Source organism: Synechocystis sp. PCC 6803 substr. PCC-P (assembly GCF_000284455.1).
In the GTDB taxonomy this organism is placed as follows: domain Bacteria; phylum Cyanobacteriota; class Cyanobacteriia; order Cyanobacteriales; family Microcystaceae; genus Synechocystis.
On the sequence record NC_017039.1, the window covers coordinates 1,973,983 to 1,987,399 of the forward strand.

The window sequence follows — 13,417 nt, forward strand, 5'->3', positions numbered from 1 at the left end:
AGAGGACTCTGGGGCGATCGCCTCCACCAGAATTACCTAGGTGCAAAAGCAGGACAGACCGTACAATGGGAAACGATTAATCAAATGCACGCATAACTTGAATGGCCGCCATCACCCTCACCCTCCTTCTCCCGGGTAAAAGCGTTGCTGTCCAGAGCTGGACCTTTGAATCGGAACAAACCATCCGTGTGGGTCGGGCGGCGGATAACGATGTTGTACTTTATAGTGCTGTAGTATCCCGGCATCATCTAGAACTCCGACGGGAAGAGGAAGCTTGGGTCGCCATTAACTTGGGAGCTAATGGCACCTATATGGAAGCGGAAATGGTGGAAAAGCTTGTCCTCAAGGATGGCATGGTTCTACGCTTAGCCAGTTCCGGCCCCAAAATACAGATTAGGCTTCAGTCTGAACTCAGTACCCTGGAACAGGAACTAGCTCAACAAGATAGTTCCCCTACTGGGCCAGGGGAAGAACAAAAATCCAGCCGTCTCCACCCTGGGGATTCCAAAGAGACCATCATCAACTAGTGGTCCGACTAAAGTAGTTGATGATCTTACCTCCGGATGTTGAATGACATCATATCTAGCCCTTATCCAGCCCTTGGCCTCCGGTGATCGCCCCTAGCCTTTGGGTTTGGTGTTCACACTCACCGGCCCATTGACCAAGGTTTGACAGGCGAGACGGAAATTGTCGGGCTTTTTGCGCAATACCCTATTTTCAAAGTCGGTTTTCGGGGAAAGATTTTCCATACCCGCTGTGATTTCCACGATGCAAGTGCCACATTGGCCGTAGCCTCCGCAGTTCATCAGTTTTCCTTTCAAGGTATAAATATCAACGCCATTCTGCAGGGCCTTTTCCCGTAGGTTGGCACCCTGGGCCACAACAATATCCTTCTGCTCTTTAACAAAGGTAATGGTCACTGCAATTTCCTCCTGTCCTCAGGGGACAAACTATATTAAGAAAGTTTACGGGATTATGTTGCCCGGGGAGAATTTGTCCGTGGGGGGTTTACCGACCGATCGCCGGTGAGAAGTACCAGGATAGCTTTATAAAGTTTTGTTACAATGGCAGAAGAAATTCTCAGAAACCCAGCCATGACAGCCCTGACCCTCGAACAAATTGCCAGCCAACTCGACAGCCCCAATTCCCGCGATCGCCTGATTGCCCTAGCTTCCCTGAGACCCTATTCCAGTGAGGAGGCGGTGCCCCTGATTAAAAAAGTTTTAGATGACGATACTTTACAGGTGCGTTCCATGGCGGTGTTTGCCCTGGGCATTAAGCAAACCGAGGAATGCTATCCCATTCTGGTTAAGCTGTTGGAAACCGATGGAGACTATGGCATCCGGGCCGATGCCGCGGGGGCCCTGGGTTATCTAGAAGACGAACGGGCTTTCCATCCCCTCTGCCGGGCTTTTTACGAAGATACGGAATGGCTGGTGCGGTTCAGTGCGGCGGTGGCCCTGGGCAATTTAAAAGATATTCGGGCTCAAACGGTCTTGCTGGAAGCACTGAAAAGTGACGAAGCAGTGGTACAACAAGCGGCGATCGCGGCCCTGGGGGAAATTGGTGCCGTGGATGCAGTAGATGCGATTTTGGCCTTTGCATCCCATGAGGACTGGTTAATTCGCCAAAGATTAGTGGAGGCCCTGGGAAATTTGCCCTGCGACCAGAGTCGTTCTGCTTTGACTTTCATGGTCAAGGATGAGCACCCCCAGGTGTCCCAGGCGGCCCAGTTGTCCTTGCAAAAATTAGACCTGCTTAGCTAGGTTTTCTGTTTCTTTTCCCCTTGTCTAATCAAAATCTGCAACCGGAGAAAAACAATTTCCCCCAGTTCTCTTCTGTGATTATTCCGGCTGGAGAAGCTTGGAAATTTCCCTTTGGGATGGGTATTCTTGGCGGTATTGCACAGCGGCATGGCGAGCATCGGTGATGAGCCAGTCCAACGCCGCTGCCTGCACATCGATCGCCGCTCCGGTTTTATCTACACAGTAACGACCAAACACCAACTTATCCACTAAGCGAGCCCCGGGACCTAAACGGGAATACTCAAAAATTACACTGTTGTCCACCACCGCTCCCTGACAGATCAGGCAACTGGGGCCAATCATGGAAGGGCCGATGATTTTTACCCCGTCCTCAATGCGGGTCATGCCGCCAATGTAAACTGGACCCTCAATTTCAATGTTGTCCCAGTTAGCGGCTACGTTGATGCCTGTATAAACCCCCGGTCTAACTTCAATGCCGGGAATTTGCACATTTTTAATTTCCCGGGAAAGCACTCCCCGGATGGCCTGCCAATAGTCGGGCACTTTGCCAATGTCTACCCACTCAAAGTCCATATTGACTGCATAAAAGGGTAGGCCGCTATCCACCAGCTTGGGAAATAGATCCCCTCCCAGGTCGTATTCCTGGCCAGAGGGAATGTAGTCGATTACTTCCGGCTCAAAAATATAAATGCCCGTGTTAATTTCTGTGCTCAGGGCTTCTTCCACCGCTGGCTTTTCCTGGAAAGTTAAAATTTTGCCGTTGTCGTCCGTGACCACTACCCCATAGCTAGATACCAATTCCTGGGGCACTGTCTTGGTGATAATGGTGGCGATCGCCCCTTTTTCTCGGTGGAGCTTAACCGCAGTGGTTAAGTCTAAATCAATTAGCGCATCACCGCAAAGCACCACAAAGGTGTCGTCAAAAAAGGGGTTAAACTCCTGAATTTTCTTCAGCCCCCCGGCTGATCCCAAGGCCTTGCCCACCAGGTCACCATCAACAATATTGCCTTCAAAAGAATAGGCTATTTGTACGCCAAACCTTTGGCCATCCCGAAAATAACTTTCTATCTCCTCCGCTAGATGGCTCACATTGACCATGATCTGGTCAAAACCATGTTGGCGCAACAACTCCAGCAAAAACTCCATCACGGGCTTTTGCAAAATCGGGATCATCGGCTTAGGAATGGTGTGGGTGATTGGTCTGACCCGAGTGCCCTTGCCGGCGGCCAAAATCATGGCTTTCATCAACAATTTTCCTCAAACTCAATCACACAAGTTGGCATAACTCACCCGCCAGTCTATCAAGATTCTTCTCACTACTCCAATAAGCATAGCTGAAAGCTTGGAGGAGTAACTAACCCCATGGTGACCGCTGGCGGGAAAGCAGAATCTATCTCCATCATCTTTGCCCTAATCAGTGCCCAAATGGCGACTTTCCATGGCTAGGGGCAAAAAAATGGGTAGCTCCCAGGGGGCTTCCGCCACCGGAATGTTAGCGTTCTCAAAGGCTTGTACCGTTTGCTCAACGCTGGTTAGAAGGGGACGTTTATGGGACAGTTGGTTGGCCACAATGGTGAGGGAATCGCCAAAGTGTCGTTTGATTTTTGCGCCCCGTCCTGCCAAATAGGCCACCACTGGTTTTTCAATGGCCGAGGCCACATAATCCGCCGCCCGCATTTCCCCGTTACTGTTGGGTTGCCCCAGCAATAAAATAGTTGCCGTTTGTTCGTCTTCTTCTAGCACCTGGAGCCATTGCTCAAAGTTGGAACCATTGAGGCCGTCGGTGCCTAGACTGATCACCATGGATTGTCCCAAGCCAGCGGCGCTTAAGGTTTGGGCTATGTCGTCGGTGAGGCGATCGCAGTGGCTAATAATGCCGATGGGCCCGGGTAGATAGCAATTGGGGTCGAGGGTGCCGACGGAAAACTGTTGGGGGATCATAATGCCTTGACTACCGGAACCAAGGATCAGGGTGTGGGTAGCTTGGGCTTCCCGCAGGAGAGTAATCATATCCAGGGGGGGGACTCCAGCGGACACAATTACTAGTTGACGAATGCCTGCGGCGATCGCCTCTAGGGCCGCATCCAAAACTCGGTAGGGGGGATTGAGAATTAAGCTAATGTCCACGGGGCCGACGGTTTTAACGGCTAAATCCACCAAATCAAATACCGGCAAATCCCCAATTAGTTCTCCCCCATGGCCTGGACTTACCCCCGCCACCAGCTTGGTCCCACAGCTCCGCATCTGTTCCAGGTAGGTTAAACCGAGGGGATGATGTACTCCTTGTAGTAATACTTTGCTCTCTTTATGCCATTTCATGGGGGGATTATTAAAGGAAAACTGTGGCTTGATGCCCTACTCCGCAGCTATCGGGGTCAACCAGTCCAAGCTTCACTGTATCGTCAACCAGAGCAAAATGTCCCTTAAGGTTTAGTTAACCTTTGTCCCGATTGTCTGTCCCAAAGGGGGACTTGGGCCAGTTGGGTCAGATTGGCGGCATCACAACAAAAGGCGGCGATTTGCAGTTCCCTTAGCCGTGCCTGGTAATGGTCATAAACCCTTTGGGCGTTGATTTTCGCTTCTGCTAATACCGGTGCCGCACTACCCACCAGGGTGGCCCCCAGGGCGATCGCCTTGGCCCCGTCAATGCCGGAACGAATGCCGCCGCTGGCGAAAACCAGGATCTGCTCAGTATTTTGCACTACCTGTTGCAAACTCCAGGCTGTGGGTAATCCCCAATCGGCAAAGTTATGGGCCACTTCCTTCGCTTGGCGATCGGTTTGTCGATGGGCTTCCACTTCACTCCAACTGGTGCCCCCAGCTCCAGCCACATCGATCGCCCCGACCCCACATTCCTGCAATCTTTTGGCCACCGGACCGCTAATGCCATTGCCCACTTCTTTGACAATTACCGGCACTTCCAAAGCCTCTACTAAAGCTTCTAACTTAGACCAGAGTCCCGACCACAGGCGATCGCCATCGGGTTGCACCGCTTCCTGGAGGGGATTGAGATGCAAAATCAGCGCATCGGCTTCAATCATATCCACCGCCCGCTGGGCTTGCTCCAAACCGTAACCGTAATTTAATTGCACTAATCCCAGGTTGGCAAAAAGTAAAATATCTGGGGCGACGGAGCGGACTTGATAGGTGAAGGCTAAATCAGGATTTTCAATGGCGGCCCGTTGGGAACCCAAACCCATGGCGATGCCCAAAGCCTGGGCCACCTCGGCTAAAAATAGATTAATTTGCTTGGCCTCTGGCGTGCCGCCGGTCATACTGCTGATCAACCAAGGGTAAGTCAAGGATTTACCCCAGAGGGTCAGTCCCAAATCCACTGCATCCAGATCCACCGCAGGAAGAGCGCAGTGTTCCAGCATCAATCTTTCAAAGCCGGTGGAAATGCCTTTGCCCACCACATCTTCTTCTAGGACAATGCGGATATGATCGGACTTACGGTGGGGGGTGCTATCCATCAGTGAATTACATTACAAATACCGGCAAGCAATTTTGCCATCAACTGGAGGGAGTGGAGCAATAACTTAAAAATAACCCAGGATTAAGGTGGGGGCATATTGTGGTGGTGCTGCTAGGAAAAACCAAAAAACATTAGGGATTTCGATTTCAGTACTATTGCCCTTGGAGTCTTAAATGGAGTCTGATTCCCAGCCCTGGATAGTAATGGTGGTGCCTTCCCCGGGGACACTGGCGATCGCCAATTTTCCACCGTAGAGTTCCGTCAGTCGTTGAGCTAAGGTCAACCCCAGCCCAGAACCCTGTTGCTCAAATTCGTGACGCCGGAACTGTACATGGGCACCGATGGAATTTAATTCTTCTTTGGCCATGCCCCTACCATGGTCTCGGATGGTCAAGTGACAGGTGCCATTTTTAGCCACGGCTTCCAGTTGCACCAGGGTACCAGGTAGTGAAAACTTAAAAGCATTGTCCAGCAATTCTTGAACAATTTTCTGAAAATCTGGCTCCGCCACCTGGACCCGCTGGGGCACAATCATCATTTCCACATCCTGACGGCGGGGTTGATTCTGTCCCAAATTCTCCAACACCAGAGCCAAGCTCAATGGCAGTTCGGTGTATTGACTCAACCGGGATTGCCACACCTCCAGGCGGGTGGGGCTGGCCAAGAGTAGGTCCAAATCTGCCATCAACAAAAAATTCTCCACCAAACGATGGAGTCTCTCCCCAGAGGTTTTGATGTCATGCAACGATTCCATCACTTCATTGTGGGAGAGGGAATCATAGAAATTAATCAGCAACTGGGACGTCCCCAAAATCCCGTTTAGGGGGGTCAATAATTCATGGGGCAGGGAACGGGTAACTTGTTGGCGCAGATTATCCAGGCGGCTTTCCACCATGGCCTGGCGCTGATAATGGCGGTCCAAACGGGTGGTGATGGCATGGAGCAGTTCATCGATGGTGAAGGGTTTGGTTAAATAATCATCTGCCCCCAATTCCATGCCCTGGCGGAATGCGTGGTGGTCTGCCTTTGCTGTTAAAAGAATAAAAGGAATAACCGCCAAGTTGGGGTCCTGGCGTAGGGACATCAATACTTCAAATCCCGTCACCCTGGGCATCATCACATCACAGAGAATTAAGTCCGGCAGATGTTGCTTCGCCAAAGCCAGACCAGTTTCACCATCGGGGGCAGAAATAACTTCGTAGTCTTCCAGGGAGAGAATGTCCTCTATATTCTGCCTAACCTCTAGTTGGTCTTCAATTATCAAAATTTTGGGCATGGGTTGCGCTTAAAAAATGATGTTGTAGATAATTCTGACCTTTCTCCATTATTTTCCTACCTCATGTCTCTTTGCTCACCATGATTTTTTTGTTAGGGGAGTTTTCTGGGCGGCAGAATATCAGGCGATCGCCAAACTCAGTTGTGCCCTCAAGTGAGCAGCAGTAATGAAGTCAAATTCCATACTAGGCGGCGGTAAAAAGGACTTGAATCAAGTTTTTGGGAGTAGGGGAGCAACTTTAAGAAGAGATTACGGAAAATTTAAGGAAAATAAGATTTAAAGAAAATCTAGAAACCCCAGGAAATTTTAAGATTATTCATAACTGTCGATTGTGCTTCTATTATCTATCCATATGATCCAGAAAGGGGAATTGGGTCAAGCTCTTTTCCCTAGAACCACTCCCAGGAGCAGGGATATGTAAAGAATTGTTTTGGGAAAGTCGGGGGGAGGGGGAGGACGCAGAATAAAGCTGGTAGAATTTGGCGTTAAGTGGGCTGGGTTGTTGCCTGGGGCTTCCTCGGGACACCAGCAAACGGGATAGTTTTTTACAAATCGCAATTATCTAAGGAATTAAATCATGGCCTTAAATCGTGGTGACAAAGTTAGAATCAAACGCACTGAGTCCTACTGGTACGGTGATGTTGGCACGGTTGCTAGTGTGGAGAAAAGCGGCATTCTCTATCCGGTGATTGTGCGCTTCGACCGGGTGAACTACAACGGTTTCAGCGGTAGTGCTTCCGGGGTAAACACCAACAACTTTGCCGAAAATGAATTGGAATTGGTGCAAGCGGCGGCAAAATAGTCTTGACTGTGGACTAAATTTGCATTGTTGAACTGTGCCAGAACTACCAGAAGTTGAAACAGTATGCCGGGGGCTCAATCGTTTGACCCTGGAGCAGACCATCGGGGGAGGGGAAGTGTTGCTTGATCGCAGTCTTGCCTACCCCGTTTCTGTTGAGGATTTTCAGAAGCAAATTACCGGTTGTCGTTTGGTGGGCTGGCAACGGCGGGGAAAGTATTTGCTGGGGGAACTTAGAAGCAATCAAGCCCCAGGGCCGGCGGGATGGTTGGGATGCCATTTACGTATGACAGGGCAGTTACTCTGGACAGAACGGGATCAGCAGAGACCACGACACACTAGGGTGGTGCTCCACTTTGAGGGCGGGTGGGAGTTACGTTTTGTGGATACCCGCACCTTTGGCAAAGTCTGGCTCCTACCAGGCGATCGCCCTTGGGCTGAAGTAATGACGGGGCTGGGACAGTTGGGGCCAGAACCCTTTGGGGCGGATTTTACGGCGGAATATCTCTACGAAAAGCTGAAATCCAGTCGCCGCCCTTTAAAAAATGCCCTGCTGGATCAACGGTTGGTGGCAGGCTTGGGTAATATTTATGCCGATGAAGTCTTATTTTTTTGCGGCTTCCATCCCACCATGGCGAGTAATCAGGTGAGTTTGCAGGACTGTGAACTGATACATCAACAAATTCAAGCCACTTTAACAGCGGCCATTGAGGCTGGAGGCACTAGTTTCAGCGATTATCGCCAGGTGACTGGTATCAATGGTAATTATGGCGGTATGGCCCAGGTCTATGGTCGGGAAGGAGAACCCTGTCGTCATTGTGGTACAGTGATCGCCAAAATTAAATTGGGAGGGCGATCGGCCCACTTTTGTCCCCAGTGTCAGCCAAAATTAGAGCGGTGAATATAGACGCATATAGGTCAAATAAATTATTGATGAATCCGATGGGCCAGCCTCGACAAAACCATTTAGCTGACTTTAAAGTGGGTGTGGATAACGTTATTTTTTCCGTCGATACCCACTTACATCGTTTATTGGTCTTACTAGTTAAACGAGAAGATCAGCCCTATCAAAATTATTGGAGTTTTCCCGGCACCTTAGTGAGAATGGGGGAAACCCTAGAGGGGGCCGCCCACCGGATTTTATCAGAAAAGATTGCCGTCAAAAATCTTTATTTAGAACAATTATATACATTTGGTAACCCTGGTCGAGACCCCAGGGAAGCACCGGATCAGTATGGGGTCAGGTATCTATCCGTCAGCTATTTCGCCCTCATCCGCTACGAAGATGCCCAGTTAATGAGCAAAAATCTGAGTCAGGTCAGTTGGCATAATGTGGCGGCCATTCCGACCTTAGCTTTTGACCACAATCAAATCCTTGACTATGGCTATCAGCGGCTCCGTAATAAATTGGAATACAGCCCCATTGCCTTTGAAGTGTTGCCAGAATTGTTTACTTTAAATGATTTATTTCAACTCTACACCACGGTTTTAGGGGAAGATTTTGCCGATTATTCTAATTTTCGCTCCCGCTTATTAAAATTAGGTTTTCTCAAGGACACCGGCCAAAAAATCAGCAAAGGAGTAGGTCGTCCCGCTAGTCTTTTTCGTTTTGATGCCCGGGCCTTTGCGCCACTCCGGGATAAACCCCTAGTGTTTGTCTGAATTGGCTCCGGTGGATTAAAGTAATAATTACCATAATACCCCTCTGACTATGTTTACCATTGCCCTTGCCCAGCTTAATCCCACCATTGGGGCGATCGCCGAGAATGCCGAAAAAATTGTCACGGCAGCCCTGCAAGCCCAGGCAAGGGGAGCTGATTTACTATTAACGCCGGAATTAGCCCTCTGTGGTTATCCCCCCAAGGATTTGTTACTTAATCCAAGTTTTGTCGAACAACTGGAAGAAGAGTTACAATGGCTGGCGGAAAAAATGCCTCCTTCTATAGCAATTTTAGTGGGCACTGTTACTCCCCACCACCAGGCAGAACGCCAAGGACAAAAAAAACTTTGGAATAGTGCAGTATTAATTGAACAAGGACAGATAAAGCAGTGGTTTCATAAATGTCTCCTACCCACCTATGACGTATTTGATGAAGACCGTTATTTTGCCTCGGCTGCCAAGAGTGAATATTTTATCTATAAAAACGTCAAAATTGGTGTGACTATTTGTGAAGATTTGTGGAATGACGAGGCTTTTTGGGGACAAAAATTTTATCAAGTTAACCCCCTCATGGATTTGATTGATCAGGGCGTGAATTTAGTTGTTAACCTATCAGCTTCTCCCTACAGTTGTGGCAAGCATTACCTGCGAGAATCCTTGATTAGCCACAGTGCCAAGAGATTTAATGTGCCTTTGATTTATGTTAACCAAGTGGGGGGCAATGATGATCTCATTTTTGATGGGGGTAGTTTTGCTGTCAATAGCCAAGGCAAAATTATTGGGCGATCACCGTTATTTCAAGAAGACTTAGCCCTGTTAAGTTATGACTTAAGTAGTGGGGAGTTAACTGGGCAAAAGTTAGCTAGTTTACCTATGGTGGATACCGAAGAATTGTGGCAAGCTCTGGTGTTGGGGGTGGGAGACTACCTCCACAAATGCGGTTTTAGTAAGGCAATTTTAGGTCTGAGCGGCGGCATTGACTCTTCCCTAGTGGCGGCCATTGCTGTGGAAGCTTTGGGCAAAGAAAATGTGCTGGGAATTTTGATGCCTTCTCCCTACAGTTCTGACCATTCTATTCAGGATGCCTTGGCCTTGGCAAAGAATTTAGGTATGAATACCCAAACTATTCCCATTGGGCCGATTATGGCCACCTATGACCAGGCCCTAGTACCCCTTTTTCAAGATGCCCCCTTTGGCCTTGCCGAAGAAAATCTCCAGTCCCGCATCCGGGGCAACCTCCTGATGGCGATCGCCAATAAATTTGGCCATCTACTCCTCAGCACTGGCAATAAATCGGAATTAGCGGTGGGTTACTGCACCCTCTACGGGGACATGAACGGTGGCCTAGCGGCGATCGCCGACGTCCCCAAAACCCAAGTATTTGAACTATGCCGCTGGCTCAACCGGGAACAAACCATCATTCCCCCCAGCGTTCTGACTAAACCGCCCAGCGCCGAACTCAAACCAGGGCAAGTAGACACCGACTCCCTTCCCCCCTACGATGTCTTGGACGGCATTCTTGGGAGATTAGTCGAAAAACATCAGTCTCCCCAGGAAATCATCAACGCAGGCTTTGAGCGGGAAGTCGTACTAAAAATTTGCCAACTAGTGCAAAAGTCAGAGTTCAAACGTCGTCAGGCCGCCCCGGGACTGAAAGTCACAGATCGAGCCTTTGGCAGTGGTTGGCGCATGCCCATTGCCCAAGCTTTCCATCCCCAAGGCAGTTAATTTCAGCGGCAAAGCTATATTTCAGGGGCTAACTAGTCCGGGAGGATCATTGAATTTTTTCCCTGGACTAGGTTAGGATTTATTAATGTAAAAAAAATATAAGCACAGTCAAATTGTCTCCAAACTTGGCATCTAAGCTTAGCGTTTGCTTAGAATAACTTAATTGCGTTTATTTAAAAATCAATAATTTCTCTTTTTTGGAACGAACAAATGTCATGAATTCCTCGCTTTACCATGGTGAAAAAATCCGCCATTGGTTTCCTAACTCCTCCCTAGATTTTGTTTCCTCACTACATGCAATGTTGGACAATTTGTCAAAATGGTTTCGTAATTTACCTATCCCAAATTTTAGTAACAATTCCTTGTTTCTCCGTGGAGTTAGTAAAGTTCCCAACTCTCCCCAATTTAATGACCCAATTCAAAACCTGGCCTGGGAAATGGCCCATTGCCTGGAGCAAAAAAAATTTCACCTCCATTACCAACCCCAGATTGATATCAAAACAGGAGCTTTATTGGGGGTCGAAACCCTCATTCGTTGGCACCACCCCCGCCTAGGCTTTATCTCCCCTGCCGAGTTTATTCCCATTGCCGAACAAACCGGATTAATTGTCCCCATGGGCTACTGGGTACTACAACAAAGCTGCCTTCAATACCAACGCTGGCTTTCCCAAGGCATTCCTCCTTTCAAGTTATCGGTCAATTTATCCCTACGTCAATTACAGGAAGCGAACTTAGTAAGCGAGATAGAAAGTATTGTTGCTCAGACTCAAATAAGTTACCAGCAAATTACCCTGGAAGTGACAGAAAGTCTTATGCTCTATGAACCAGGGGAAACCATTAATCGCCTCAATCAACTAAATGAAATGGGCATACAAATCGCCATTGATGATTTTGGTGTCGGCTATTCTTCCCTCTCCTATCTCAAGGATTTACCTCTCCAGACTTTAAAAATTGATAAGTCGTTCTTAGATGACCTTTTGACTAGGGAAAAAAATCAGGTAATTCTCCAAAGCATTATCGAACTAGGTCATCGTCTAGATCTAAAAATTGTTGCCGAAGGCGTGGAGAGTGTAGAACAATTAGCCATGCTCAAATCCATGGATTGCGACTATGGCCAAGGCTACCTTTTCAGTCGCCCTCTAACTGATCAAGATACTACTGCTTTTTTTCGCACATCATCCTTTCTGGAAACTCGCTGCCTAGCTACAGTTTAAAGAATCCGTTTTTGATTTGTTGTTAGTATGTTTTTAATATTTAAATACTCCATAAACTCCACTTTTGATTCCAGGTCAATGCCGTCTCTAAGGCCGGGGAAATTAGTCAAAATAGTCTAAATCTTCAAAATCCAGCAATACACAATACCATTAAATAATCAGCCAATTGCTCCGCTAATTAACTAAATCCAACCTTCTAAATTTCCATCCACTGTTCAAGCACCATAATGAGCAATTCAGTTTTGTCCACTTCTTCCCCAGGTAATATCCAAACTCGGCAGGCGATTCCGGCCCAACTCCTCTATTCCCTCGTCAACCAAAAAGCCAGCGGCAAACTTGTGGTACAAAACCCCTTTGACGAATTTGTTTATTGGCAAGTTTATTTGGGGGATGGTCGTATTCACTTGGCCAACAGCGCCAATGGTTGTTCCGAAAGACTTAATTATCTGATTGGTAGCACCCTTCGTCAGAAGGGCATTGAACTGCCATCAAGAATTGCTGACGATTATATTTTTCTTTCCGGGCTCTGGAAAAGGGATGTTTTTTCCTTTCAGCAAACCCGCTCGATTCTGACCCAAGCTAGCCAAGAAGCCTTAGTTCAGGTACTTTCCTTACCTAAAACATCCTATCGTTTTAATCAAGAAAAAGAACTGAGCGAACTATTTTTGAATTTAGAGTTAGAAAAAACTATTACCCCCATCAAACATAAAATTCGCTATTGGTGGGAATTGAGGTCCTATATTAACTCGCCTTTCCAGCGACCCCTAGTGGAAAACTGGCTTAGTCTGCGCCAAAATTTGGTGAAAAATAACCTCCATGGCCAACATTGGCTAAAACGCTTCCACACTTGCTTGGAAAATCTAAATTGCTTATATGAAATTGCCGGGCATTTGGAAATCAGTACTTTGGAGTTGGCATTAATGCTACAGCCCATGGTCAAGACTGGCGAAATCAAGATGCTGCCTTATCAAGAAATTCAAACGGATGACCGCCCTTTGGTGGCTTATGTTGACCATAGGGAAGTCCAGCAGCGCATGATGACCTATTCTTTGGAAAAAGAAGGCTATCGAGCCTTAGTACTGGATGATCCCTTTCGGGCTTTAACGGTGTTGTTGAATTCTCCCCCCAATCTGATTATCATAAATACTGACTTGCCGGACATGAACGGTTATCAACTCTGTTCGTTTTGCCGTAAGTCCAATCAACTTAAAGATGTGCCGATCCTACTATTGGGGAAAGGTGACAATTTGATCAGCGGTATTCGTATCAAACTTTGTCAAGCTTCTGGGTACTTAAGTGAGCCTTTTGTTCCAGAAGAATTACTCGATCGGGTGGCAAAACTCCTTCCCACCAATAAAACCAACTCCTGACGGCTTTTCTGCGTGATGAAAAGACAGTTTCAAAGGAGCGATTTCTGTTCCCAGGTACTGTTTTCCTTGATTCTAATCCAGATAGCAACCCACCATATTATTAATCCTAAAATTACAAAGTAGCTAAAA

At 47.8% G+C, this 13,417-nt stretch carries 13 protein-coding genes; 8 read left to right on the forward strand and 5 right to left on the reverse strand.

The features are described 5' to 3' along the window. The first annotated feature begins 101 nt into the window (after positions 1-101). A complete protein-coding gene (locus tag SYNPCCP_RS09380; protein WP_010872996.1) occupies positions 102-527 on the forward strand; it encodes an FHA domain-containing protein in 426 nt (141 codons plus the stop codon). Between the two features lie 93 nt (positions 528-620). Here the strand turns inward: SYNPCCP_RS09380 and SYNPCCP_RS09385 are convergent, their stop codons facing one another. Beyond that, the gene (locus SYNPCCP_RS09385; protein WP_010872997.1) at positions 621-920 is read right to left on the reverse strand and encodes a 2Fe-2S iron-sulfur cluster-binding protein; all 300 of its coding nucleotides are present in this window, start codon (positions 918-920) and stop codon (positions 621-623) included. 144 nt (positions 921-1,064) lie between these two features. On the opposite strand from SYNPCCP_RS09385, the gene SYNPCCP_RS09390 reads away from it, so the two are divergent. Continuing rightward, positions 1,065-1,766: a HEAT repeat domain-containing protein gene (locus tag SYNPCCP_RS09390; protein WP_010872998.1), complete on the forward strand. Its 702-nt coding sequence runs from the start codon at positions 1,065-1,067 to the stop codon at positions 1,764-1,766. Between the two features lie 78 nt (positions 1,767-1,844). On the opposite strand, the gene SYNPCCP_RS09395 is transcribed toward SYNPCCP_RS09390, so the two are convergent. The 4 genes from SYNPCCP_RS09395 to SYNPCCP_RS09410 form a co-directional block, all read right to left on the reverse strand. Beyond that, positions 1,845-3,011, reverse strand: a complete 1,167-nt coding sequence (locus SYNPCCP_RS09395; protein WP_010872999.1) for a sugar phosphate nucleotidyltransferase — start codon at positions 3,009-3,011, stop codon at positions 1,845-1,847. A gap of 165 nt (positions 3,012-3,176) precedes the next feature. Continuing rightward, positions 3,177-4,085, reverse strand: a complete 909-nt coding sequence (locus SYNPCCP_RS09400) for a CoA-binding protein (protein ID WP_010873000.1) — start codon at positions 4,083-4,085, stop codon at positions 3,177-3,179. 104 nt (positions 4,086-4,189) lie between these two features. Continuing rightward, on the reverse strand, positions 4,190-5,239 hold the full coding sequence (fni, locus tag SYNPCCP_RS09405; RefSeq protein WP_010873001.1) for a type 2 isopentenyl-diphosphate Delta-isomerase: 1,050 nt from the start codon (positions 5,237-5,239) through the stop codon (positions 4,190-4,192). 171 nt (positions 5,240-5,410) lie between these two features. After that, positions 5,411-6,517 (reverse strand): hybrid sensor histidine kinase/response regulator, encoded by a 1,107-nt coding sequence (locus SYNPCCP_RS09410; protein WP_010873002.1) that lies wholly within the window; start codon positions 6,515-6,517, stop codon positions 5,411-5,413. A gap of 577 nt (positions 6,518-7,094) precedes the next feature. Here SYNPCCP_RS09410 and SYNPCCP_RS09415 point away from each other — a divergent pair. From SYNPCCP_RS09415 to SYNPCCP_RS09440, 6 genes are all read left to right on the forward strand, one after another. Beyond that, a complete protein-coding gene (locus tag SYNPCCP_RS09415; protein ID WP_010873003.1) occupies positions 7,095-7,319 on the forward strand; it encodes a photosystem I reaction center subunit IV in 225 nt (74 codons plus the stop codon). A gap of 34 nt (positions 7,320-7,353) precedes the next feature. Beyond that, a complete protein-coding gene (locus SYNPCCP_RS09420) occupies positions 7,354-8,217 on the forward strand; it encodes a DNA-formamidopyrimidine glycosylase (protein WP_010873004.1) in 864 nt (287 codons plus the stop codon). A gap of 32 nt (positions 8,218-8,249) precedes the next feature. Then, on the forward strand, positions 8,250-8,978 hold the full coding sequence (locus SYNPCCP_RS09425; RefSeq protein WP_020862300.1) for an NUDIX domain-containing protein: 729 nt from the start codon (positions 8,250-8,252) through the stop codon (positions 8,976-8,978). A gap of 49 nt (positions 8,979-9,027) precedes the next feature. Further along, a complete protein-coding gene (locus SYNPCCP_RS09430; protein WP_010873006.1) occupies positions 9,028-10,704 on the forward strand; it encodes an NAD+ synthase in 1,677 nt (558 codons plus the stop codon). 362 nt (positions 10,705-11,066) lie between these two features. Beyond that, positions 11,067-11,918, forward strand: coding sequence for a bifunctional diguanylate cyclase/phosphodiesterase (locus SYNPCCP_RS09435; RefSeq protein WP_231848029.1), 852 nt, complete (start codon positions 11,067-11,069; stop codon positions 11,916-11,918). A 227-nt stretch (positions 11,919-12,145) separates the two neighbouring features. After that, a complete protein-coding gene (locus SYNPCCP_RS09440) occupies positions 12,146-13,288 on the forward strand; it encodes a response regulator (RefSeq protein ID WP_010873008.1) in 1,143 nt (380 codons plus the stop codon). Positions 13,289-13,417: the final 129 nt, after the last annotated feature.